The following is a 23119-nucleotide window of genomic DNA, read 5'->3' on the forward strand; positions in this document are numbered from 1 at the left end:
CTTTCCTTCTTGCAGCTATAGCGGCCTCAGGCCAGCGGGACGGTCATGCGCTCGATGACCGGGCGGGTGTCGGGCCGCACGCCGCGCCACCACAGGAAGGCTTCCGCCGCCTGCTCGACCAGCATGCCCACGCCGTCGGCGAGCTTGGGCACGCCGGCGTTCTGCGCGAGCCGCAGGAAGGGCGTCAGGCCCTTGCCGTACGCCAGTTCGTAGGCCAGCCCTGCGTTCTGGAAGGTCTCCGCCGGCACCGGTGGCAGTTCGGCCTTGAGGCTGGCCGAGGTGCCGTTGATGACGATGTCGAAGCGCTCCCCGGCCAGGTCCGCGTAGGCGCGGGCGTGCACGGGGCCGTGCACCGCGAACTGCGCAGCGAGGTCGACCGCCTTCGACAGGGTCCTGTTCGCGAGCACCAGTTCGGCCGGCTGTTGCGCGAGAAAGGGCAACAGGGCTCCGCGCACCGCACCGCCAGAACCGAGCACCAGCATGCGCGCGCCCTTGAGGGCGAAACCCAGGTTGCCCTGGATGTCCCTGGTCAGCCCCACGCCGTCGAAGTTGTCGGCAATGATGCGGTCGCCTTCGAATTTGAGCGCATTGGTGGCACCGGCCAGCTCGGCACGCTCCAGCCGCTCGGTCGCCAGGGCCAGCGCCTGCAGCTTGAATGGCGCCGTCACGTTCAGGCCGAGCCCGCCCGCCTTGCGAAATGCGTGCGCGTCGTCCGCGAAGCGCTCGAGCGAGCCTTCGATGGCGCCGTATTCGATGTCCTGGCCGGTCGCCTGCGCGAAGCTGCCGTGGATCAGCGGCGACTTGGTGTGGCCGATGGGATTGCCGATGACGGCGTAGCGGTCGGTCATGCTGCTTTCCTCCTCAAGCGCTGTAGAGGACGCCGTCGGCCTGCATCTCGGCGATCTGGGCGGCGTCGTAGCCCAGGCTCGCGGCAATCTCGGCGTTGTGCTCGCCGAGCTCCGGCGCCACCTGCGTGATGGAGGTGTCGCTGCCCGACATGCGAAAGGGCAGGTTGGGCAGGCGGATCTTGCCCAGCACCGGGTGCTCCTGTTCCACCACCATGCCGCGCGCCTGGATCTGCGGGTCGGCCAGCACTTCGTCGATGCGCTGCACCTTGGCGCAGGGCACGTCAATGCCGTCGAGCATCTTCAGGATCTCGGCCACGGGGCGCTGCGCCACCCACGGGCGGACCACTTCGAGGATTTCCAGACGGTTTGCGTTGCGCCCGGCCGCGCCGTGCAGGCGGGTGTCGCCTCCGAAGCCCGCGGGTCCGCCGTTCTGTTCGACGAGCGCGGCGAAGCGCTTCCATGCGTCGTCGACCTGCGCGGCGATGACCAGGTCGCCGTCCTGCGCGCGGAACACGCCGTACAGGGTCGAATTGGGCATGTCGTGGCCGGTCTGCACCGGTACTTCCTTGCCGCCCGACAGCGTGTAGCACTGCACCGCGTATTCGTGCATCGACACCAGCGTGTCATACAGCGCCATGTCGATGTGCTGTCCACGGCCCGACTTCACGCGGCCCAGCAGCGCTGCGTTGATCGCCGCCACCGCGTGGATGCCGGTGTACATGTCGCCGAGCGAGATGCGCAGCAGCGGCGGCGCCTCGCCGGGGTTGCCGACCATCTGCATGATGCCGCTCTTGGCTTCTGCAATGAGACCGAAGCCGGCGCGGTGCGAGTCCGGTCCGGTATGGCCGTATGCGGAGATCGAGCAGTAGACGAGGCCCGGGTTGGTCTCGGCCAGCTCCGCGTAGCCCAGGCCCAGTTTTTCGAGCGCACCGGGGCGGTAGTTCTCGACGAACACGTCGGCGCTGTCGACCAGCTTCTTCATCAGGGCGCGGCCGCGCGGGTCCTTGGTGTTGACCGACAGGCCCTTCTTTCCCATGTTCTGCTGCAGGAAGTAGCCGCTGTGGTCGCCGACGAACCAGGCGTGCTGGCGGCCGGCATCGCCGGTGCCCGGGCGCTCCACCTTGATGACTTCGGCACCCAGCGCCGCCAGGCAGCGGCCCACGTAGGGGCCGGCGAGGAAGTGGCTGTAGTCGATGACGCGGATTCCCGCCAGCGGCAAGGCCTGCCGTGCTGCCGCGTTCATGCCGGCCTCCTGGGCACCATCACGCGATGCTCGCCCTTCTGCACCACCTCGTCGCGCTGGTTGATCAGCTCGGACGGCAGCACCAGGATGCCCCAGCCAGGCTTGCTCTTCGATTCGCGCTTGGTCTCGACGCGAAATCTCACCCGCACCGTGTCGCCGAGCTTGATGGGCGCGACGAAGCTCCATTCCCAGCCCAGCGACATGCCGGGCATGAAGCGCATGTCGCTCCTGGTTTTCAGGCCGTCTGCGATCGAGAGGCCGAACAAGCCATGGGCCACACGGGTGCCGAAAGGCGTGGTGCGCGCGTAGGCCTCGTCGGTGTGCACGGGCGTGTGGTCGCCCGTGAGGTCGGCGTAGGCCATCACGCGGGCTTCCGTCACTTCGTACGGTGGGCTGATGCATTCCTCGCCGACGACGGCGTCGTCCCAGTACTTGTCTTCGATGGTGAGTGTGTTCATGGTGTGCGTCTCCGGTTCGAACAGGGGTCAGGCGCGTGGATCGATCGCCAGCGCCTTGGCAACGGCGCCGGGGCTGGCCTGGATGAATTCGACGGCCAGGCCATCGGGCAGGCGCAGCCAGTTGCGGCCCTGCGGCATCTCGGTGACGCCGAAGGCGTTGGCGGCGGCCAGCGCGGCCTCGAGGTCTTCGCACATCACGCCCAGGTGGCCCAGCCGCCCTTCGGGGCCGTCGTAGTCGGGCTTGGCCATGAACTGCATGCCCCCGAGCGTCCAGTACTGGATGGGCTCCTCGACGGTGCCCTGCACCTCCCGCATGGTCATGCCGCACACGTCGTGGAAGAACTTGATGTGCCAATGGATGTCGCGCACCCAGATGGCGACGTGCTCGACATAGGCTTTGGGTATGGCCTGGGTGGTCATTTCGCCTCCATGCGGCGTTCGATGCCCTTGACCGCGGCGACCAGCGTCTGGTTGACCGGCGTCGGTATGTCGTATTTGCGGCCCACGCGCACCACTGCGCCGTTGATGAAGTCGATCTCGGTGATCGAACCCTTCTCCAGGCTCTGCAGCATCGAAGTCTTGAATTCGTAGGGCAGACCCTCTGCAGCCATCAGCCAGGCGTCGCGCGGCGCCTTGATCGACAGCTTCACCCCGCTGGCCTCGGCAACCGTCATTGCTTCCGCGACCGCGGCGATGGCCGTGGCTTCGATCTCCGGCACCGCGTAGAGGCTTCCGTAGACCTGGCCGGTGATGCCGCTGAGCGCACCGGTCGCGACGTTGATCAGAAGCTTGTCCCACATCGCGCCGAGGATGTTGCCGCTGACCTCGCAAGGCAGCTCGGCGCGCTCGAACTCGGCGGCGATCGCCTTGGCGCGTTCGCTGATGCGGCCGTCGATCTCGCCGATCACCGTGCGCTTGCCCTGCGTGCCGGCAATGACATGACCGGGAGCGAGCATCACCCCGCCGACGTAGGTCTTGCCCGCCAGCACATGGCCGGCGCCCACCACTTCGGAGAGGATCTCTTCATGGCCCATGCCGTTCTGCAGCGACATCACGGCAGTGTCGGGCCCCACGATGTTGCGTGCTCCTTCGATGGCTGCACGCGTGTGGAAGGATTTGACCAGCACGATGATGAGGTCGGGGGCCTCGAGCTTCGTGCTGTCGAGCGCCGCGCGGACCCGGACGACACGCTCCGATTCACCGACCTTCATGCGCAGGCCGTCGCGGTTGATTGCGTCGACGTGGGTCTGGAAGGGGTCGATCAATGTGACGTCGGACCCCGCCGCAGCGAGGGTCCCGCCGATGGCGCAACCCAATGCGCCGGCGCCGAGAAAGTAGATTTTCATGTGAGCCTTCGTTCGGAATGACCTGACGATAGGTTCCTGTTCCCATGTTGCCCATAGCATGGGTTGAATGATCTACATTTCGTATTGAAATGGAGGTGCCGCTTGGACCACGACGACGACATCGAAGACGACGCGTCCCTTCTCAGCATCAGGCTGCTGCGCCTGTTCGACCTGCTCTACAGCACGAACAGCGTGACGCGGGCCGGCGAGGCGATGGGCCAGAGCCAGCCGACCGTGAGCAACTGGCTCGCCAGGCTGCGCCGGCAGCTGGGCGACGATCTTTTCGTCCGCACCACCACCGGCATGCAGCCCACGCCGCGCGCGCAGGAACTGATCGTGCCCGTGAGAGAAGCCCTGGCCGCGCTGCGCCGCGTGGCCGCGCCCGCCGAAGCCTTCGATCCGTCGGTCGCGACGCGCCGCTTTCGCATCTGCATGACCGATGCCAGCCACATCACCCTGCTGCCACGCTTGCTGGCGCATGTGCGGGCGGTCGCACCCGGCGTTCGCCTGGAGGCCGCGCGGATCGACGACCAAACCGCCCAGGCGTTGCAGTCCGGCGAGGCGGACCTCGCGATCGGCCTGGTGCCCCAGCTCGAGTCGGGCTTCTACCAGCAGGTCCTTTATCCCCAGGACTGGGTGTGCCTCGTGAACGCGCGCCATCCGCGCATCGGCGCCAGGGGATTGCGCCTGCGCGAGTACAAGGCCGAGGCCCATGTCGGCATCGTCGGAGGCACCGGCGTCTTGCTGCTGGAGGCGGCACTGCAGCGGCAGAAGGTCGAGCGCCGTGTGTTGCTGGAGCTGCCGGGGTTCCTTGGCCTTGCGGCCGTCGTGTCCACGACCGACCTGATCGCGACCGTTCCGCGCCATATCGGCGAGACCCTCGCCGGTTCAAGCGCAAGCGCCTTGAAGGTCCACGGTTGCCCGGTGCCGGTACCGCCCTTCACCGTCAAGCAGCACTGGCACGCGCGCTATCACCAGGACCCGGCCAGTCGCTGGCTGCGCGCCTTGTGCGAAGAGCTGTTCGCAGCCAAGCCCTCCAAGGCCAGGTCGCGAAACTAGCTGCCCGAACGGCATGCGCGTGGACCTCGCCGGCACGGTGCGTCGATGCGGCGATACGGCGGGGCGCTCGCTCCTTGTTTTTCTCGAGTACTGAAACCGTCTTGAAGCGCAGAACCTCGGCCGGGCCCCGGTCGACTTCGCAGACTGCAGCGAGACTCAACCTGCGGGGACGAAGCCTTTCATCTGCTGGAACACTTCCTGGTGACCGAATGTTCCCTGCGAAAGTTTGAAGTACCGAAGGATGATGCGCTCGATCACACAGGCGGCGTTGTTGTATGTCTCGGGACTGGGATGCCCCGCCTGCCACCCCTTGTCGGAGAAGAGGCGCATCAGGTCGTCGAGCGTGCAGGGCCTTCCATCAAGGCTGAGCGGCGTGTTTTTTTCTTCGGCGAAGATCCGCTTCAGCGTTTCCACGCGAGCCTGGTTCCAGTACAGATTCTTCGGATCGTTCGGCCCCTGCAATGCCTTCTTGACGATGCGGTCCCGGCGCAGCGTCTTGTTGTCGTCGTCCTTGATCAGGTCCATCTCGAAGGTCGCGAGCATGTCCTCGCCGCCCGCGACCATGAATGCCGGGTAGAGCCCGTCGTCCGTCTTCTGATAGTTCTTCGCGAGATGGGGATGAGAGGTGGTTTGGGGACGCTTGCGAAACGGTGCCTGGATGGAAACGAATTGCTGGGTCGGCGACGCAAGGTCCTTCGGTTCGGGAGGAGGTACCTTGGCGAACGGCTTCGGCACAGGCTGCCTCGTCGGATAGCCGACCCCGATCCCAACGATGGGCTTGGCGAGCTGCTTGTGCAGAGCCACGACATTTCTCTTCACGCTTGGGCTCGTGTGCCGAGTTCCTTCTGTCTGCACCACATCCTGGTCCATCAGCAGAATGCGCTGCGGCCGGTAGGGCAAGGAATCCGCGAAGGCCAGCGCCGCGGCGCGTGCAGCGCCGAAACCCGTCATCTTCCCTCCGTCCCAACCGATCAGATGCACGTTCCGGAAGCGCCTCATGATGTTGGACAGCGCGCCCTGATAGGGCCTGAAATCGAGCGTATGAACCAGGATATAGAGCGGTTCGTTGCGAAGGTTCATCGGATGCCACGCGAGGCTGTAGTCTTCGTCCAGTTCGCGGGCGAGCTTCAGGGCGCTCCCGCCGCTGATGACGAAGACGGGCACGTTGGCAGAGCGCAGATGCGGCTCATGCGCAGGCCCCGCGCGAAGGAATGAGAACCAGCCGGTGCCCTCCAGATTGGGGTTGTCGTTCTGTGTCGCGAGCAACCGGCAGATGTCGACGCGCCTTTCCAGCACCTTCTTCATGCTCTGTATCGCTGCGACGCTCTGGAGCTTCTCGACGATCACGGGCGCGTACTTGCACTCCGGACGCGTCCCAAGATCGACCCATCTGGGATTGATCGTGATCTCGATAGGGTCAGACATGTTTGCATCCTTTATCTCGATTGGCGCGGCGGCCGGAGTCATCAGCGCGTCGGCGAGGGCCCGTTCAACACACCTGGCTTGCGCCAAGCTGGCGGCAAGTCCACCGCACGTGCGTGCGGTTGCGGCCAGTTGAGCCACTGAACTCTCGCGTGACGAGCAATATGTGGAAGAACAACTGAAGGCCCAGCCAGTTCTGCGGAAGAGTGCTCTCAAATGCCACCACGCAGCGGCAACGCTGCCTGGCGACAGATCATTTCGCTCCAGCCAAGGCAATGACCATCCCGCGAATATAGGAGGGGGTCGAACCCCTTAATACGCATTTCTTAATCCTCGGCACAACGGCAGGGAAGGTCCGAACAACTCGCGATCCCGGGCCCGCCATGCGCGTGCTGCCCATGAGATCAGGCCTGCCGTGCAGCAGATCGACGGCTTGCTCCACAGAACGTCGCCCTGCATGATTGGCGGTCTAGTTCGCACCTTTGCCAGGCGCACCGGACGCATGTCCTTTCAAACAGTCCAGTAATCCATCCGCATTGCGGCCGACCCTCAACAGATATGGGCCGCGCTTACGGATCCCGACGCCGGGAAGAGATGGCGCAACGCGCATTTCAAGACGGACTGGCAGCCTGGGAGTGCCATCGAAATCGAAGCGATCATCGGAACGGCGCGCTACAGGGACAAGGGGCAAGTGGTCCAGTCCGAGCCGCCTTCGCTGCTTCGATACACCTATTGGTCCCGGGTGTCCGGTCTGCCGGATGCGCCGGAGTCCTACTCGTCGATCACGATGGCGCTCGAGGCCGAGGGCACGGAAACGGTCCTGACGGTCACGCAGCAGGTGCCGCCCTCGCCCGTACGTCGTGACAAGGGCTGGGAGGTCGGGGAGGATTCAGGCTGGCACCACATCGCGTTCTACTGGCGCGTGACGCTCCCGATCCTGAAGAGGGCCGTGGAGGAGCGCCAAGGAGACTGAAGGGGCGGCGGATTGTCTCGATGCCGAGCCCTGATGCGAGCGCTCAGCGTCCCCAGAACCGCGCCAGTCGTCCCACCTTGATCAAGGACCTCTGGGCGCTGCGGGTTTGGCTGCAGCTGGAGGACCGATTGCGCGAGTTCGCTCTATTCAGCTTGGGCTTGGACAGCAAGCTGCGAGGCTGCGGTCTTGTCGGCCTGAAGGTCAGAGACGTCGAACCCCGCGTCGGACACGAATGCTTCCACACCCTGCCGCGGCATCGCCATGCCATTGGCCGGTGCCGCAGGGTCGCCGAAGCCCATGGCCATGCCGCACACCGTGAGTTCGTTGGACTCCATCCGCAGGTGCCGCGCGATACGCGCGTGGAACGGCGCGAAGGACACCTGCGGGCAGGTGTCGATGCCGCGAGACTTCGCCGCGATCATCACGCCCTGCATGTACAGGCCGAGATCCAGCCAGCTGTGGTGGCCCAGCCGTGCATCGATGCTGAAGATCAGCCCCACCGGCGCACCGAAGAAGCTGAAGTTGCGTTCGGTCTGCGCCGCGCGCGCCGCCGTGTCGTCGCGGTCGATGCCGAGCGCGCCGTAGTAGCGCACTGCAAAGTCGGCCCTGTGCGCGCACAGCGCCTGCGGCAGCGGGTCCGGGAAGTGCGAGGGCGCAGCGAAGTCGCCGCACCGGAAGGCCATCGCGAGGTCCTCGCCGAAAGCCTTCAGCGGCGCGCCCGCGAGCACGTGCACACGCCACGGCTGCGTGTTGGAATTGCTCGGAGCGCTCGCGGCCACGGCCAGGATCTCGAGCACCGTGTTCCGCTCCAGCGTTCGCGGCAGGTAGGCACGCACCGACCTGCGCGCGCGCAGCACGTCGTCCACGCAGCGACCCGCGTCAGGCGGCAGGCTCATGCGTCGGCTCCTGGGCCTGCGGTGCGGCGTGGTACGCGATGCGGCCCGCGGGCAGGAAGAACAGCGCGATGACGGCCCCTCCCCTCGCCTCCGGATAGTGATGGCTGCCAGGCGCAGGCGCGGTCCAGCCGGCCTCGCACCAGCCGTTGGGTCCGTTGAGCGCCGCACCCGGGTTCAGTGGCACGACCATGTTGAGCTCGCCGTAGGGGTGTGCGTGGTACTGGCCGCGGTAGGTTCCCCCTGGATGACCCTGCGTGTTGCCGCGGCTGTCCATGTAGACCGCCGTGATGCTGAAGTACCGCGTGCGCTCGGAGGGCTCCGCGATGCGGCTGCGCCGGTAGATGGGGCCGTCGAGCGCCACGTTCGCAGCCCAGCCGTCGCGCACGCCCTGAGTGACCAGCTGCGCGAGCGTGCGGTACAGCTCGCTGTGCGGACCGCAGGCCTGGTTGAGCCAGCGCTCGGTCTCGGTGCCGGCCGTCATGTCCTGCACCTGTTCGAGGAAAGGAATGGCGCAGGCGATCAGCGCCTCGCGGCCCGCGTGGTGTTCGTCGTTCTTGGGAATCATCGGATGCCTTTCTGTCATTCGTCGGAGCGAAAGCCCGAGGCGCGGACCACCGGGCCCCAGGACTCCCGCTCGCGCTGGATCAATGCCGCGTACTCGCGCGGCGCGAGGGTGCCGACCTCCAGGCCCACCTGTTCGAAGGCCGCCAGCAGCGCTGGATCCCTGGCGGCGACCCCTATGGATTCGTACAGCGCGTGTACGGTGGCCGCGGGCGTGCCCGGCGGCGCGAACACGCCATAGGTCTCGGCACCGCGAATCTCGGCGTGGCCCTGCTCGGCGAAGGTCGGTACGCCGGGCATGAAGCGGGAGCGTTTCTCGCTCGCCACGCCGAGGATGCGGATGCGGCCTTGCTGCAGGTACGGCAGGAAATCCGCCACGAAACCGAAGTACGCCGGGATCTGCGCGCCGACCAGGTCCTGCATCGCGGGTGCGGAGCCCCTGTAGCCGACGTGCTGCAGCTTCAGCCCGGCCGCTTCCGAGAGCTGGTAGCCCAGGAAGTGCGCCATCGAGCCCGCCGCCGGCGAGGCGTAGCTGGCACCGCCGGGCGTACCGCGCACCCACCGCACGTAGTCCGCCAGGTTCCGGACGGAAGCCGGCACGGCATTGCTCACCGCGAGCGCGCAGTTCGCCGTGACCAGCGGCGACACGGGCGCGAAATCGGCGGCGGGGTCGTACATGAGGCGCGTGTACACGTGCGGGTAGATGGTCAGCGCCGAGGTCTGCGTGCACAGCAGCGCGCTCGCATCGGGCCGCTCCCGCCTGAGCTGGCTGCTCGCGATGCGGCCCGCCGCACCCGCGCGGTTGTCGACGATGTAGGCGCGGCCCTGCTTGCGCCAGGCCTCGGTGAGCTGCCGGGCGGTGGTGTCGAGCGTCCCGCCCGCGGGGTAGCCGACCAGCAGCTTGCCGGTGGGGCCGACGCCCTGACCCAGTGCGTGCGGCAGCCATGCCGCGGCCGGTGCCGCGAGTGCCGCACGTGCAAAGGCGCGGCGGGAAAGTCGTGCGTTGATGTCCATGTGCTGACCTCTTTGTGCCCGAAGGCGGGAATGCGGCGAATGATCGGCGTACCGTGAGTTGTATGGAACTGATGCCTTTGCAAGTTCACAATGCGCGAGATTCAATTCATGACAACCACCTCACGGAGACGGCGATGAGCATCGGCCGCATGGACCTCAACCTGCTGAAGGTGTTCGACGCCGTCTACGAAGACCGCAACCTCGTGCTCGCGGGACGACGGCTGCACCTGAGCCAGTCGGCCGTGAGCCATGCGCTCACACGGCTGCGCGAGGTGGTGGGCGACGAGCTGTTCCTGCGCACCGGCAAGGGTCTCGCACCCACGGGCCGGGCCAGCGCCATGGCACCGGTGCTGCGCGACGCGCTGCGGCGCATCGAGGCCACGCTGGGTGTCGAGCCGTTCGAGCCCGCGCACTCGTCGCGGCGTTTCGTGATCGCCGCGAACGACCATGTCACCGCGGTCATCGTCGCGCCGCTGCTGCGTGCGCTGCAACAGGCCGCACCCGGCGTGGACCTGGTGATCCGCCCCTCCACCCGGCTGGACCTGGCCGAGCAGATCGACCTCGGCCGCATCGACCTCGCGATCGGCATCTTCTCGCAGGTGCCCGTGCGACTGAATGCAGACACGCTCATGACGCAGGGCGAGAAGATCCTGATGCGCAAGAGCCATCCGGCCTCGCGCCGCAAGCTGCAGGTGAAGGACCTGGCCCGCTACCCGCTCGTGACCTTGTCCGTGGGCGGGCAGGAAGAGGGAGCGGTCGACGGCTTCATTCTGGAGCGCGGGCTCGCGCGCCAGTCGGAGATGTTCGACCGGCACGCACTCGAAGAAGCGCTGCGCGGCACAGATCCGCCGCCCCGGCAGCGCGTGACCGTGCCGCACGCGCTGGCCATCCCGGCGCTGCTGCGGGACAGCGACATGCTGTCGATCGTGCCCGCGTCGCTGGCGCAGGCGCTCGCGCGCGGCGGCGATCTGGTTGGGCGCCAGCCGCCATACCGCGCCGGCCAATCGGTCACGCGGGCGGTCTGGCACCGGCGCAACGACCACGATGCCGGACACGTGTGGTTTCGCGGGATGGTTGCAGCGGTCGCGAAGGTGGCCTGTCGAAGCAGCCAATGAAGCCTTCCTTCCGGCCCCGCCCCCTCGACGAGGGCCGCTGAGCGATAGACACCGGCCCCAGGGGCTGTCTACGTGATCGCGGCCGAAACGCCAGCGATCAACATCATCCGTGCGCTGGTGGCAGCGGCACATCCACACCTCGCTCCGGACGAGCCCCGGGGCGCTCGCGCGCTCGAATCAGCGGCCGAGCGGAATCGCCGAAGCCCACGGCCCGCACGGTGAGGCGCAGCCGTCAGGGACAGCGCTGAATGCTTCATCGAGATAAAGTCTTACCGAACATTGAAGGACCGTACGTACCCGAAGCCGCAGCAAGGCACGTCGCACCCATCCATCAGATTCGCAGAAGGCGCTTCATCAAAAGCGTTGGGTAGTCCTGCCGATGGCCCGCCACGGCGTAAACGACGGTGTCATCGTCAATACGCCGGTAGACCAGCTTGTGGTGTGAGGTAAAGACGTTCTGGTACTCGAAGATGCCGACGGAAGCAAGCTCCGATACAGGCGCCCCCGTCAAGAAACCTGTGTCGACCAGGGCCAGCTTCTCGAAAATCTCGTCTTCGGCCTTGAGCCAGTCGGATTCGCTCCACTTGTCGAGCATGTACTCCTGAAGCGAAAGCAAGTCCTCCTGGGCATCGGGAAGAATGCGGACGGCCATTACTTGCGGCGTTGGCGAGCCGCGGCCAGTTGCGCGCGGGATTCGGCAGCGGAAATACCTTGACCCTGCATGCGATCCTTTTCACCCAACGCCATGATTTTCAAAGCGGCGATCAGCGACTCTTTTTCCTGGAACTGCCTGACGCTCTCGATCACCATGGTGGCCTCTCCATTCTGGGTAATGAAGAAAGGCGTGCCGTTCATCTCCAGGTCTTCGGAAATCTGGGCGGCGTGGCTCTTCAGGTAGGAGATTGACTTGATGTTGGAGATGGAAGGCATAGCAACTCCCGAGGTGCGAAGGACTGAATTTAGTACCGAATTTAGTTGATGTCAAGGAGGGGCGCACGACACGGGAATGCGCGCATGGTGGGCGTGCAGGCACTTGGCGCAGATCGCGCGCCGCCATGCGGTGCGCGAAAACCGCTAGCAAGTATTCATTCGGCCGCCCGCCCCTACGGCAGAAGCGGCGTGTTTGCGAATGAAACCGAAAGCCGTTCGATGAAGATAGTGACTGGTGTGGAAGCCGAGAAGACCTTCACGCATCCCGTCGTGAGGTGGTGGTCGCAGAGAACCACTCGGTGATCGGCGGCCTTGGAGAGGCTGTTGCGAGCCTCCTGATGCGAGCAGGTGTCATGCTTCCATTCCGCCAGATCGGCCTTCCCGATCTCTTTCTCGACGCAGGGGCGCTGCCGACCTTGCACGATCGCTACGGGATTTCGACGCAGGCCATGAGCCAGCAGATCAAGGGCTGGCTCTAGCCGCAGACAAACCAGTTCGACCACGAGAACGAGCGAGACCCACTGAATCTGGGGCAGCCAGTCCCTCCCTCTGCCCTGCGGCACCCCGCAGGCTGTCAGACGTGCACTTCCCAGGATTCAAGAGTGATCAACGGTCGATGGTGTTCGATGCGATCGGTGCCACCTGCAAGCGCCACGGCTTCAGCCCCGCGCTGTTTTCGGCCTGGCAGATGCAAACGGGCACGCCTTGCGTCTCCCCTTGGACGCCGCGGAACTACTCGACGAGCGCGCGCTTCACGTCTTCCTGCAGATTGCGCAGGTGCTCGCGCATGGCCACGCGTGCGCGCTCGGCGTCGCGCGCGCGCAGCGCGCGAACGATCTCGCCATGCTCGTCGTGGTTTTCCGGCTGCCGGTGCAGCGGACTGTGCAGCCGGAAGAGCCGCGCATTGACGCGCAGTTCTTCCACCAGCCGCGGGAACACCACGTTGCCGCTGGCCGTGGCGATCAGCAGGTGGAAGCGGTCGTCGAAGTGCCAGTGTTCGGTTTCGCTGTGCTCGCTGCCGCCGAGCGTCGCGATGTCGGCCTCGAGCGTGTCGATCTCGGCATCGGTGATCTTGCCCACCGCCAGCGCGATGGCCTCGCACTCGATCACCTCGCGCGCGCGCATGCAGTCGAAGTACTCCTTGGTTCCCAGGGCGCGCACGGCGTAGGAGCGCGCGTCGCGCCGCACCAGCAGCCCCTCGCCCGCCAGCCGCACCAGGGCCTCGCGCATGGGCGTGCGCGAAATGCGCAGGTCTTCCGCCAGCCGTGCCTCCTGCAGCGGGCTGCCGGCCGATATCTGGCGATCGAGGATGAGGGTGCGCAACCGGTCGTAGGCCTGTTCGGCCAGGCTGGCCGAGCGCACCTCCAGGGGGGCGATCGTGATGGTGGCGGGCTGCGAGGGGCTGGGAAGGCTGGGCATGCGGGAAAGGGCGAAAGCCTCGAGGGCGGGTGAGCTTAGCAGGGCCGGCCAGGCGGCCTCAGCGCCATTCTTTCAGAGCCATTTGTCCAACGGATTGCCGTCGTTCGGCGCGCGCGGCCGCAGGCACGGCAGGAACTGGCCGGAGCCGGGCTCGGCCTGGAACACGCCGTCCTGCCACACGATGCGCCCGCGCGAGACGGTCAGGCCGGGCCAGGCGCGCAGCCGCATGCCCTCGTAGGGCGTGTAGTCGGCATCGTGGTGGAGCATGTCGTTGGACAGCAGCTTCTCCTGGCCCTCGGGGAACATGTCCCACACCACGAAGTCGGCATCGCTGCCCACGGCGATGGTGCCCTTGCGCGGGTACAGGCCGTACAGGCGCGCGGGGTTGGTGGCGGTGAGCTCGACGAAGCGGTGGATGTCGACGCGCCCCTTGAGCACGCCTTCGCTCATGAGCAGCGGCAGGCGGGTTTCCACGCCGGGAATGCCATTGGGGATGCGGTCGAAGGAGGCGTTGTCGCCGGCCACGCGCTTGCCGTCGCTGCCGTTCATGTTGAAGGGCGCGTGATCGGACGAGACGATGGTGAAGAGCCCGCTCGACAGGCCGTTCCAGATGAACTGCTGGTTCGCCTTGTCGCGCGGCGGCGGGCTGCAGATGCAGCGTGCGCCGTGCATCGGGTCGTCGGGGTCGATGCCCAGGTCCTCGGCGCTCAGGAACAGGTACTGCGGGCAGGTCTCGGCGTGGATGGGCAGCCCGCGCCCGCGCGCCCAGTGGATCTGTTCGACGGCCTCGCGGCCCGAGACGTGGACGATCAGGATCGGCGTGTCGACCAGTTCCGCCAGTGCGATGGCGCGGTGCGTGGCCTCGCGCTCCACTGCCATCGGCCGCGAGTTGGAGTGATAGCGCGGCGCGGTGAGGCCCGCGTCGAGCAGCTGCTCGGTGAGCCAGGCGATGCAGTCGCTGTTCTCGGCGTGGATCATCGTCATCGCGCCGTGGCGGCGGGCGGTGGCCAGCACTTCGATGATCTGGCGATCGTCCAGCTTCAGGTCGTCGTAGGTCATGTAGATCTTGAAGGAGGTGTAGCCCTTCTCGATCAAGGCGGGCAGCTCGCGCTGCGTCACGTCGCGCGTGGCGTCGGCCACGATGAGGTGGAAGGCGTAGTCGATCACCGCCTTGCCCTCGGCGCGGCGGTGGTAGTCGTCCACCGCCTCCTGCACGCTGCGGCCCTTCTGCTGCGCGGCGAAGGGCAGCACGGTGGTGGTGCCGCCGCAGGCGGCCGAGCGCGTGCCGGAGAGGAAGTCGTCGGCGAAGCGCGAGCCGTCGCTGGTGGGCTGGTCGAAGTGGCAGTGGCCGTCGACGCCGCCTGGCGTGACCAGCCGGCCGCGCGCGTCGATCTCGCGCGCGGCGCTCGCATCGAGCCCCTGCGCGATGGCGCAGATGCGGCCGTCGCGCACGCCGATGTCGGCGGTGTAGCGGTCGCCGGCGGTGGCGATGTCTGCGTTGCGCAGGATCAGGTCGTAGGTGCGCATGGGGCGTGCGTTCTTTCTAGCTTCTAGCGCTGCTCGAGCGCGGGCTCGGCGGGTACCGCTGCCGGCGTGGAGCCATTGCCATAGGCACGGCCATAGTGGCGCTCGATGCGGCGCTGGACGAAGTCCCAAGCGGTGGTCATGAGCAGGTAGTAGATGGCGGCAACGATGAAGAGCTCCAGCACCATGAACTTCTCCTGGATCAGCACCTGCGTGCGGCGCAGCAGCTCCTCCATGGAGATCACCGAGGTGATCGAGGTGGTCTTGAGCAGGCCGTTGATGCTGTTGCCCAGCGTGGGCACGATCAGGCGCATGGCCTGCGGCAGCACGATGTAGCGCATGGTCTGCGCGCTGCTGAAGCCCACGGCGCGCGCCGCGTTGGTCTGCCCCGCGGGAATCGACTGGATGCCGCCGCGCACGATCTCCGCGAGGTAGGCCGCCTCGTTGAGGATGAGGCCCAGCAGCGCCGACTCGATCACCGAGAGCTTCAGCCCCAGCTGAGGCAGGCCGGTGAAGATGATGATGAGCTGCACCAGCAGCGGCGTGCCGCGGAACACCCAGATATAGAAGTGCGCCGGGGCTGCCAGCCAGCGGTGGCTGGACAGGCGGGCCAGTGCCAGCGCGCAGCCCACCACCATCCCGCCCGCGATCGCCGCGAGCGTGAGCCACAGCGTGGTCACCGCGCCGCTGAGGATGTACGGGTTGAACAGGTAGTCGAAGAAGCCCGACCAGCTCCAGCCTTGTCCCATGGAAGTTTCCTTCGCTTGCTCGATGGCGATGCGGACGACGGCGCCCCGTCAGCTCGCCGGGCCCTTGACGGCCACGGCACCCTCGGCGGCCTTGACGCCGTACTGGTCGAACAGCTTCTGGAAGCTGCCGTCGGCCTTCATGTCGTTCATGACCTTGGCCATCGCGGCGGCCAGCTCCTTGTTGCGCGCGGCCAGCGCGACCGGCGTGGGGAACAGGCCGTTGAGCACGCGCTCGAAGTCGCCGCGCTTCTGGTATTCGGCGCCGGTCGAGTCGATGGACAGCGCCACCTCCACCTGCCCAGCGCGCAGCGCCTGGAAGGCCATCGCGAAGTTCTCGAAGGTGCGGATGGTCATGCCCTTCATGCCCTTGTCGGTGAGTTGCTTGTCGAGCTCGCGCGCCTTGCGCTCCTCGAAGCCACCGAGCTCCACGCCGATGCTCTTGCCCGAGAGGTCATCGGGCTTGGCGATCTTCAGCGGGTTGCCCTTGGCTGCACTGATGCTGATGGCCTGGTCTTCGTAGACGAGCATCTGCATCAGCTTGGCACGCTCCTCGGTGAAGAAGATGCCGGTGTTGATCACGTCCCAGCGGCCGGCCTGCAGGCCGGGGATCATGGCCGAGAACTCGATGCGCACGTACTCGGGCGTGAGGCACAGGCGCTTGGCGATCTGCTCGCCGAGCTCCACGCGCATGCCCTTGAGCGCGCCGGACTGGTCGACGAACTGCATCGGCGGCAGCGTCGGGTTGACCGACATGGTCAGCGTACCCTTCTTGACGAGGGCCGAATCGGGCACGGGCGACTTGCAGGCCTGCTGCGCGTTCGCGGCGCCAGCGAAGGAGACGAAGAGTGCCGTTGCCGACGCGAGAGCGGGAAGCCGTTTCATGGTGTGGTCCTTGAGGAGGGGATCGAGGCGACGAGGTGGGAAATCGGGTGAGATGGAAACGAGGTGCCGGGTGCTTCAGGCGCGGATCGAGTCCAGCAGTTCGAGGCGCGCGAGCTCGCGGCGCAGCTCGGCGGCATCGGCATCGGGCAGCGGCAGGCGCGGGGCGCGGGGCTTGCCGACGGGCAGGCCCATCATCGACAGGCCGTCCTTGGAGGCCGCGACGTAGCGGTGGCCGCCGACCCAGCGCACGATCGGCAGCATCTTCTTGTAGAGCGCGAGTGCCGCAGGCATGTCGCGCTCGTCGGCCACCAGCTCGAACAGGCGCGCCGACATCTTCGGGATGAGGTTGGAACACACGGCCACCCAACCCTGTGCGCCGAGCCAGAACGACTCGTAGCCGAGGATGCCCGCGAACACGGTCATGCGGTCGCCGCACAGCTCGATGATTTCGCGCACGCGGGTGACTTCGAGCGTCGACTCCTTGATGTACCTGCAGTTGTCGATGCGCGAGAGGCGCGCCACCAGTTCGGGCTTGAGGTCGACGTTGGCGGTGGCCGGGTTGTTGTAGACCATGATCGGAATGCCGATCGCCTCGCCCACCTTGCGGTAGTGCTCGAACAGCTCGTCGTCGGTGGGCGTGCTGTAGAAGGGCGGAATGATCATGACGCCGTCGGCGCCCATGCTCTCGGCCTCGCGGCTCAGCCGCACGCACTCGTCGGTCCACTCCGCGCCCGTGCCGATCAACACCGGCACGCGTTTTGCAGCGGTGCTCACGCAGGTTTCGATCACCTGCTGGCGCTCGTCGGGCGTCAGCGAGAGGAACTCACCGGTGCTCCCCAGGGGGATCAGCCCGTGGATGCCTTCCTCGATTTGCCAATTGACCAGCTTCTTCAGCGCAGGCACGTCCACGTGCTTGCCGTCGGCGGTCATGGGGGTGATGAGCACCGTATAGGTGCCGCGGAACGCTGTCATGGGCAGTCCTTGGGAAAATTCGGGACAATTCGGTATATGTATACGTTGAGTATACGTATACAATTGAGTGCGTCAATCGTAAGTTGACGTTCTTCCTTCGCACTGCCCATGAGCGCCAGACTGACCCACCCTTCCATCACCCCGGCCGGACGCCCCGTGCGCTTCTGGTACGACGGGCAGCCCGTGGAGGGGCTGGAGGGCGAGACCATCGCGGCGGCGCTGGCGGCCGGCGGCATCAAGGCGATGCGCCACACCCGCCGCGGCGAGCGCCGAGGTCTTTATTGCGGCATGGGCGCGTGCTTCGACTGCCTCGTCACCGTCGATGGGCAGGCCAGCCAGCGCGCCTGCCTCACGAAAGTGGCCGACGGCCAGCAGGTGCGTTCGACCCAGCCCGTCGGCACGCCCGACGATCCGCTGCAGCCGCTCGCACCCCAAGCTGGCGCCGAACCCGAACGCGGGCAGGTCGACGTGCTCGTCGTCGGCGCGGGCCCGGCCGGGCTTTCGGCCGCGCTCGCCGCGCGCCAGGCCGGCGCCGACGTGCTGGTGCTCGACGAGCGCCCCCAGCCCGGCGGCCAGTTCTACAAGCCGCTCGCGCCGTCGCACGAGGCGCCCTCCCCGGCCGACCGCCAGTTCGCGCAGGGCCTCGCGCTCGAACATGAAGTCCGCGCCGCCGGCGTCGTCATCGCCTCGGGCGCGCAGGTCTGGGCGGCCTTCTCTCCGCGCGAAGTGGCCGCGCTCGTCGACGGGCGCGCCTGCGTGATCGGCTGCCGGCAACTCGTCATCGCACCCGGCGCGTACGAGCGCCCCGTGCCCTTCCCCGGCTGGACCCTCCCCGGCGTGATGACCACCGGCGCCGGCCAGACGCTGGCGCGCGCCTACCGCGTCGCACCCGGACGCCGCGTGGTGATCGCCGGCAACGGGCCGCTCAATCTGCAGCTCGCCGCGGAGCTGCTCGCGGGCGGCGCCGAAGTCGTCGCTGTGCTGGAGTCGGCCCCACGCCCTTCGCCGCGGCAATGGCGCCATCTGCTGAGCGCGGCGTGCACGGCGCCCGATCTGCTGCTCGACGGCTGGCGCTATCTGCGCAAGCTGCGCGCCCACAAGGTGCCCGTGCTGTGGGAGCACGCCGTCGTATCCGCGGAAGGCACCACCGGATTGAGCTCGGCGCAGGTGGCTCAAATCGATGCCCGAGGCCACGCACTGCCCTCCACGCTGCGTCGCCTCGAAGCCGACACGCTCTGCCTCGGCTACGGCTTCATCCCCTCCACCGAACTCGCGCGCATGCTGGGTTGCGAGCACCGCCTCGCGCCCCGCCATCTCGGCTACCTGGCAACCGTCACGCAGGAAGACGGGGCCACCAGCCTGCCCGGCGTGTACGTGGTCGGCGATGGTGCCGATCTCGGCGGCTCCCGCGTCGCACTCGCGCGCGGCACGCTGGCGGGCACCGCGGTCGCGCGCAACCTCGGCCTGAAGGCCCCCGAGCCCCGCGAGGCCACTGAAAAGCTGCATCGCGCCGAATGCTTCCAGCAGGCGCTGTGGTCGATCTACGCGCCGCCGCCCGTCACTCTCGCGGCGGTGCCCAACGAAACGCTGCTGTGCCGCTGCGAGGAAATCAGCTTCGGCTCGGTGCGCGAGCAGATCCGTGCCGGCAGCGACACGCTGGCCGCGCTCAAGCGCAACACCCGCCTGGGCATGGGACGCTGCCAGGCGCGCTACTGCGGCGTCACCGCCGGCCGTCTGCTGGCCGAGATGACCGATCGGCCGCCTCAGGTGGAACAGTACTTCGCACCGCGCCCGCCCGCCAAACCGGTGCCGGCCGGCGCGCTCGGCTTCGAGAAACCCGAATGGGGCGGCCACAAGCCCGCCATTACGCCCAACCTCGCGCGGCCGGTGGAGCAGCCACCCTTCGAGGGCACGCTGCGCACCGACGTGCTCGTAATCGGCGCCGGCGTGCTCGGCTCCTGCCTCGGCTACTACCTTTCAAAGGCGGGCCAGGACGTGACGGTGGTCGACCGCGACGACATCAACCTGCAGGCCTCTGGCGCCAACGCCGGCAGCCTGCACGTGCAGCTGCTGTCCTTCGACTTCGGCACCAAGGCGCAGGAAGGCGGCGGCCCGGCCGCGGCGACGCTGCCGCTCGGGCCGATGTCGGTGCGCCTGTGGCAGGAGATCGAGGCCGACTGCGGCGAGGACCTCGAGATCAAGATCACTGGTGGCCTCATGGTGGCCGACAGTGAAGCCGGCATGCGCTTCCTCGAGGCCAAGGCCGCGCTGGAGCGCAGCCACGGCATCGACGCGCAGGTGATCGACGGCACGGAGTTGCGCCGCCTCTCGCCCGCGCTCTCCGAGCAGCTGCTGGGCGCCGAGCTCTGCCCCATGGAAGGCAAGATCAATCCGCTGCGCGCCACCTACGCCGTCGCCCGGCGCGCGCAGCAGCAGGGTGCGCGCATGCTGCGCGGCTGCGACGTGCAGTCCATCGAGGCGATGCCCGGCGAAGGCGCCGGCTTCATCGTGCGCACCTCGAGCGGCAGCATCCACGCAGGGCGCGTCGTGAACGCGAGCGGCGCCTGGTCGAGCGCGGTCGGCCGCATGCTGGGCGTGAACATCCCCGTCAAGGGCGCGCCGCTGCAGATGATCGTGACCGAGCCCGCGCCGCCGCTGGTCAACCACCTCGTCGCACATGCCGACCGGCACCTGAGCCTGAAGCAGGCCACCAGCGGCGGCCTCATCATCGGCGGCGGCTGGACGGCCGCCTTCAGCGAGGACATGCGCCTCAACCGTGCCGAGCGCGAAAGCATCGAAGGCAACCTCTGGGTGGCAGCCCACGTGCTGCCGGCCGTGCGCGGGCTGCACATGGTGCGCTGCTGGGCCGGAATGAACGTCAACATCGACGGCGCGCCCATCCTCGGCGAGGTGCCCGGCCGCCCCGGCTTCTACAACGCCGTGACCTCCAACGGCTACACGCTCGCCCCCGTCACCGCGCGGCTGGTCACCGACCTCCTCGTGCGCAGGCGCACCGACATCGACATCAGCCCCTTCCTCATCGACCGCTTCCTCTGACCGCCATGACCGAAAACGCTTCCCCGCGCGACACGCTGCGCGACTACATCGACGCGCACTTCGACGAGCAGGTGCGCACCCTCGCCGAACTCGTGCGCTGCCCCTCCGACAACCCGCCGGGCGATTGCGCCCCGCATGCCGAGCTCACCGCCCGGCTGCTCGAAGCCATGGGCTTCACGGTCGAGCGCCACGAAGTGCCCGCCGAGCACGCGGCCGCGCACGGCATGCGCAGCGTGACCAACCTCATCGTGCGCGAGCGCTTCGGCGACGGCCCGGTGGTGGCGCTCAACGCACACGGCGACGTGGTGCCGCCCGGCGCAGGCTGGAGCGTCGACCCCTACGGCGGCGAGGTGCGCGACGGCTGGCTCTACGGGCGCGGCGCCGCCGTGTCGAAGTCGGACTTCACCACCTACGCCTTCGCGATGCGCGCGCTCAAGCACCTTGCGGCCGCCGGCACACCCCTGGCCGGCAGCGTCGAGCTGCACCTGACCTATGACGAGGAAACCGGCGGCATGACGGGCCCGGAGTGGATCCTCTCCAAGGGCCTGAGCAAGCCCGACTTCGTGCTTTCCGCCGCCTTCTCGCACCACGTCGTGGTGGCGCACAACGGCTGCCTGCATCTCGAGGTCGTTGTGCGCGGCACCTCGGCGCACGCCGCGCGGCCCGACACCGGCCACGACGCGATCGAAGCCGCGGCCACCCTGCTGCCCGCGCTCTACCGCTACCGCGACAGCCTCGCCGACCGCCCGTCGCGCACGCCGGGCATCACCCATCCCACGATGGTGGTGGGCCTGATCGACGGCGGCATCAACACCAATGTGGTGTCCGACGTGCTGACCCTGCGCATCGACCGGCGCATCGTCCCCGAAGAGTCGCCCGAGGCTGTCGAAGCCGAGCTGCGCGAGGTGATCGAGTCGGCCTGCCGGCCGCTGCCCGGTATCTCGGTCGAGATCCGCCAGATCCTTCTGGCGCGCCCCTTCGCGCCTGCGCCGGGCGCCGACGAATTCGCCGAGCTCGTGTGCCGCGAGGCCAGCGAAGTCATGGGCAAGCCGGTCACGCCGATTGGCGTGCCGCTGTACACCGATGCGCGCCTCTACAGCGAGGCGAGCATTCCCACCGTGATGTACGGCGCAGGCCCCGAGTCGCTGCTCGAAGCCAACGGTCACCGCGCCGACGAGCGCGTGCCGCTGGACGAACTGCGCAAGGCCACACGCGTGGTCGCCAACACGCTGCATCGGCTGCTCACACGCTGACTCCCGTCTCGTCGGCGACGCGCATGGCCGAAATCAGCACGTCGAGCGGTGCCGCGATTCCGGTGCGCGCCAGTGCAAGTTCCCTGATAGCCGCATGGCCAACCCGTGCCGGCTCATCCACGGCACCAGGGCACCAGGGCAAAGGCAACCCTGAATCGCTTGGCGCGTCCTCCCATGTTTTGGCGATGAAGAGACGCTGCAAACCTTTACGCTTGCAGCAGCACGGGCATGCGGGCTCGACGAAGCCCCGGCCCCTCATCACCATCCGCACCATGACCGAGACAGAAACCTTGCCCGACGAGGAACTGGGCGCCCAGGCCACGCAGTGGCGCCGACGAGCGCTGCAAGGCGACCTGCATGCCCGTGGCATTGCCCATCAGCTGGAGGCCGAACTGCGCCGGCGCGCCGGCGCCCTCCCCCCTGACTACGAGATGCTGGACCTGCGGCCGCTCGAGCATCGGCAGGTCAAGCGACGCTGGTGGAAGCCCTGGTGATCCGGCCGCGGCGCGCCAGGCTTGCACACCCATGCGGGTTCGACGCGGAAGTGACCTGATCGGGCGAAACGCTCGATCAGGCTGCCCTTCGCCGAAGGCCAGGCACGCAGGTCCGCGTCGAGCGTCCATCGCATGCAGATGGCGCCTCGGCCTCATGTGTGTCCTCACGGAAAGTGCTCGGCGGGTTCGGGGATCGCCACCCAGTCGTGCTTTCCTTCCTCCCGGACCGAGCGCTGGCACAGAAGGATGAGGGAACGCCTCCTGTGTTCGCCGACCGCCGCACGGATCAGGCTGCATGCTCCGATGCCGCCTCGCGACACGAGCCGCTTGCGCGGGCCTTCAGGCCCCGGGGGTTCACGCGGATGCCCGTGCTTTCCTGTTGTTCATGCAGCCACTGCACGAGACGTTCGGCGCGCGTGACGCCGATGCCGCGCACCGGATACCACCAGGTGGTGCCCGTGTCGTTGATGCGCTGCGCCAGCTGTCTCAGCGTGCCGAAACCCGCCTGCGCGAGCCGTTCGGACAACAAGGGATCGAACCAGATCGCCACGCTGTCATGTGCCTGCGGCGCGTCCGCGCGCGATCGAACCGCGTCCCTCTCCCATGCGCGGGGCGTTCCGGTCTTCTGTGCGCTCAGCGGATGATGTGGCCTGCCCGTGACCGCTCCCTTCGCCTGAACGGCAATTCGCGGGGTGCTTTTCATGCGTCTCCTGTCTGGGTTCTCGTGTGCGCACGGAAGGGCGCGCGCGATCGGCTTCGCCCCGCGACCCGCGCACACCGTGGATCGGAATCGAACAGACCCTGCACGGGACATGCCAGGCGCCAGGGCGTTGATCCACAACGGTATTTCTGGCGCACCGGGCCGCCGATGTGCGCCATTCAGACAAATTGCATGCCCAAGCTT

23 protein-coding genes and 1 pseudogene are annotated in these 23119 nt (G+C 67.5%); 7 read left to right on the plus strand and 17 right to left on the minus strand.

The genetic code is table 11. From position 1 onward, the window contains the following. Positions 1 to 26: 26 nt before the first annotated feature. From aroE to FHT32_RS19510, 5 genes are read right to left on the minus strand one after another with little or no spacing between them, the layout of a single operon-like run. Complete coding sequence (gene aroE / locus FHT32_RS19490; protein ID WP_176666250.1) at positions 27 to 848, minus strand: shikimate dehydrogenase; 822 nt, start codon at positions 846 to 848, stop codon at positions 27 to 29. 13 nt (positions 849 to 861) lie between these two features. After that, entirely contained in the window at positions 862 to 2091 is a 1230-nt protein-coding gene (locus FHT32_RS19495; protein ID WP_176666251.1) for a CaiB/BaiF CoA-transferase family protein, read from the minus strand. After that, complete coding sequence (locus tag FHT32_RS19500; RefSeq protein WP_176666252.1) at positions 2088 to 2549, minus strand: MaoC family dehydratase; 462 nt, start codon at positions 2547 to 2549, stop codon at positions 2088 to 2090. Before FHT32_RS19500 ends, FHT32_RS19495 begins: the two co-directional genes overlap by 4 nt. 27 nt (positions 2550 to 2576) lie before the next feature. Further along, positions 2577 to 2969, minus strand: coding sequence for a VOC family protein (locus FHT32_RS19505; protein ID WP_176666253.1), 393 nt, complete (start codon positions 2967 to 2969; stop codon positions 2577 to 2579). Further along, positions 2966 to 3895, minus strand: coding sequence for a ketopantoate reductase family protein (locus tag FHT32_RS19510; RefSeq protein ID WP_176666254.1), 930 nt, complete (start codon positions 3893 to 3895; stop codon positions 2966 to 2968). The genes FHT32_RS19505 and FHT32_RS19510 overlap by 4 nt, the downstream gene beginning before the upstream one ends. A 102-nt stretch (positions 3896 to 3997) precedes the next feature. Here FHT32_RS19510 and FHT32_RS19515 point away from each other — a divergent pair, with 102 nt between their 5' ends. Continuing rightward, complete coding sequence (locus FHT32_RS19515) at positions 3998 to 4954, plus strand: LysR family transcriptional regulator (protein WP_176666255.1); 957 nt, start codon at positions 3998 to 4000, stop codon at positions 4952 to 4954. Positions 4955 to 5110: 156 nt separating this feature from the next. Here the strand turns inward: FHT32_RS19515 and FHT32_RS19520 are convergent, their stop codons facing one another. Continuing rightward, positions 5111 to 6379 (minus strand): hypothetical protein, encoded by a 1269-nt coding sequence (locus FHT32_RS19520; protein ID WP_176666256.1) that lies wholly within the window; start codon positions 6377 to 6379, stop codon positions 5111 to 5113. A gap of 532 nt (positions 6380 to 6911) precedes the next feature. On the opposite strand from FHT32_RS19520, the gene FHT32_RS19525 reads away from it, so the two are divergent. After that, on the plus strand, positions 6912 to 7349 hold the full coding sequence (locus tag FHT32_RS19525) for an SRPBCC domain-containing protein (RefSeq protein WP_371132231.1): 438 nt from the start codon (positions 6912 to 6914) through the stop codon (positions 7347 to 7349). Between the two features lie 143 nt (positions 7350 to 7492). On the opposite strand, the gene FHT32_RS19530 is transcribed toward FHT32_RS19525, so the two are convergent. Genes FHT32_RS19530 through FHT32_RS19540 form a run of 3 tightly spaced genes read right to left on the minus strand, consistent with a single transcriptional unit; the run spans position 7493 to position 9820 of the window. Beyond that, complete coding sequence (locus FHT32_RS19530) at positions 7493 to 8245, minus strand: nitroreductase (RefSeq protein ID WP_176666257.1); 753 nt, start codon at positions 8243 to 8245, stop codon at positions 7493 to 7495. Further along, the gene (locus tag FHT32_RS19535) at positions 8229 to 8810 is read right to left on the minus strand and encodes a DUF4863 family protein (RefSeq protein WP_176666258.1); all 582 of its coding nucleotides are present in this window, start codon (positions 8808 to 8810) and stop codon (positions 8229 to 8231) included. Before FHT32_RS19535 ends, FHT32_RS19530 begins: the two co-directional genes overlap by 17 nt. Positions 8811 to 8824: 14 nt before the next feature. Further along, positions 8825 to 9820, minus strand: a complete 996-nt coding sequence (locus tag FHT32_RS19540) for a tripartite tricarboxylate transporter substrate-binding protein (protein ID WP_176666259.1) — start codon at positions 9818 to 9820, stop codon at positions 8825 to 8827. A 134-nt stretch (positions 9821 to 9954) separates the two neighbouring features. On the opposite strand from FHT32_RS19540, the gene FHT32_RS19545 reads away from it, so the two are divergent. After that, positions 9955 to 10935 carry a LysR substrate-binding domain-containing protein gene (locus tag FHT32_RS19545; RefSeq protein WP_176666260.1) on the plus strand — a complete coding sequence of 327 codons (981 nt, stop codon included), beginning with the start codon at positions 9955 to 9957 and terminating at the stop codon, positions 10933 to 10935. A gap of 331 nt (positions 10936 to 11266) precedes the next feature. Here FHT32_RS19545 and FHT32_RS19550 read toward each other — a convergent pair whose 3' ends face one another. Together FHT32_RS19550 and FHT32_RS19555 are read right to left on the minus strand one after the other, a co-directional pair. Further along, positions 11267 to 11587 (minus strand): type II toxin-antitoxin system RelE/ParE family toxin, encoded by a 321-nt coding sequence (locus tag FHT32_RS19550; RefSeq protein ID WP_176666261.1) that lies wholly within the window; start codon positions 11585 to 11587, stop codon positions 11267 to 11269. After that, positions 11587 to 11865 carry a type II toxin-antitoxin system Phd/YefM family antitoxin gene (locus FHT32_RS19555; RefSeq protein ID WP_176666262.1) on the minus strand — a complete coding sequence of 93 codons (279 nt, stop codon included), beginning with the start codon at positions 11863 to 11865 and terminating at the stop codon, positions 11587 to 11589. The genes FHT32_RS19550 and FHT32_RS19555 overlap by 1 nt, the downstream gene beginning before the upstream one ends. 263 nt (positions 11866 to 12128) lie before the next feature. Here FHT32_RS19555 and FHT32_RS19560 point away from each other — a divergent pair. Then, positions 12129 to 12344, plus strand: a pseudogene (locus tag FHT32_RS19560) (transketolase C-terminal domain-containing protein); the annotation flags it as partial. A 253-nt stretch (positions 12345 to 12597) separates the two neighbouring features. Here the strand turns inward: FHT32_RS19560 and FHT32_RS19565 are convergent. The 5 genes from FHT32_RS19565 to FHT32_RS19585 form a co-directional block, all read right to left on the minus strand. Beyond that, entirely contained in the window at positions 12598 to 13284 is a 687-nt protein-coding gene (locus FHT32_RS19565) for a GntR family transcriptional regulator (RefSeq protein WP_176666263.1), read from the minus strand. A 72-nt stretch (positions 13285 to 13356) separates the two neighbouring features. Then, positions 13357 to 14811 carry a dihydropyrimidinase gene (hydA, locus tag FHT32_RS19570; RefSeq protein WP_176666264.1) on the minus strand — a complete coding sequence of 485 codons (1455 nt, stop codon included), beginning with the start codon at positions 14809 to 14811 and terminating at the stop codon, positions 13357 to 13359. Between the two features lie 23 nt (positions 14812 to 14834). Then, positions 14835 to 15557 carry an amino acid ABC transporter permease gene (locus tag FHT32_RS19575; protein WP_176666265.1) on the minus strand — a complete coding sequence of 241 codons (723 nt, stop codon included), beginning with the start codon at positions 15555 to 15557 and terminating at the stop codon, positions 14835 to 14837. 48 nt (positions 15558 to 15605) lie between these two features. Then, positions 15606 to 16439, minus strand: a complete 834-nt coding sequence (locus FHT32_RS19580) for an ABC transporter substrate-binding protein (RefSeq protein WP_176666266.1) — start codon at positions 16437 to 16439, stop codon at positions 15606 to 15608. A gap of 75 nt (positions 16440 to 16514) precedes the next feature. Continuing rightward, complete coding sequence (locus tag FHT32_RS19585; RefSeq protein ID WP_176666267.1) at positions 16515 to 17411, minus strand: dihydrodipicolinate synthase family protein; 897 nt, start codon at positions 17409 to 17411, stop codon at positions 16515 to 16517. A 108-nt stretch (positions 17412 to 17519) separates the two neighbouring features. Here FHT32_RS19585 and FHT32_RS35310 point away from each other — a divergent pair, with 108 nt between their 5' ends. The 3 genes from FHT32_RS35310 to FHT32_RS19600 are packed head-to-tail and all read left to right on the plus strand — an operon-like array spanning position 17520 to position 22215. Beyond that, on the plus strand, positions 17520 to 20468 hold the full coding sequence (locus tag FHT32_RS35310) for an FAD-dependent oxidoreductase (protein WP_176666268.1): 2949 nt from the start codon (positions 17520 to 17522) through the stop codon (positions 20466 to 20468). A 5-nt stretch (positions 20469 to 20473) separates the two neighbouring features. Next, positions 20474 to 21721, plus strand: a complete 1248-nt coding sequence (locus FHT32_RS19595; protein ID WP_176666269.1) for a M20/M25/M40 family metallo-hydrolase — start codon at positions 20474 to 20476, stop codon at positions 21719 to 21721. 23 nt (positions 21722 to 21744) lie between these two features. After that, on the plus strand, positions 21745 to 22215 hold the full coding sequence (locus FHT32_RS19600) for a hypothetical protein (protein ID WP_176666270.1): 471 nt from the start codon (positions 21745 to 21747) through the stop codon (positions 22213 to 22215). 286 nt (positions 22216 to 22501) lie between these two features. Here the strand turns inward: FHT32_RS19600 and FHT32_RS19605 are convergent, their stop codons facing one another. Then, positions 22502 to 22918 carry a phage integrase family protein gene (locus tag FHT32_RS19605; RefSeq protein WP_176666271.1) on the minus strand — a complete coding sequence of 139 codons (417 nt, stop codon included), beginning with the start codon at positions 22916 to 22918 and terminating at the stop codon, positions 22502 to 22504. Positions 22919 to 23119: the final 201 nt, after the last annotated feature.

Source organism: Variovorax sp. SG517, from assembly GCF_013376045.1.
Classification (GTDB): Bacteria; Pseudomonadota; Gammaproteobacteria; order Burkholderiales; family Burkholderiaceae_C; genus Variovorax.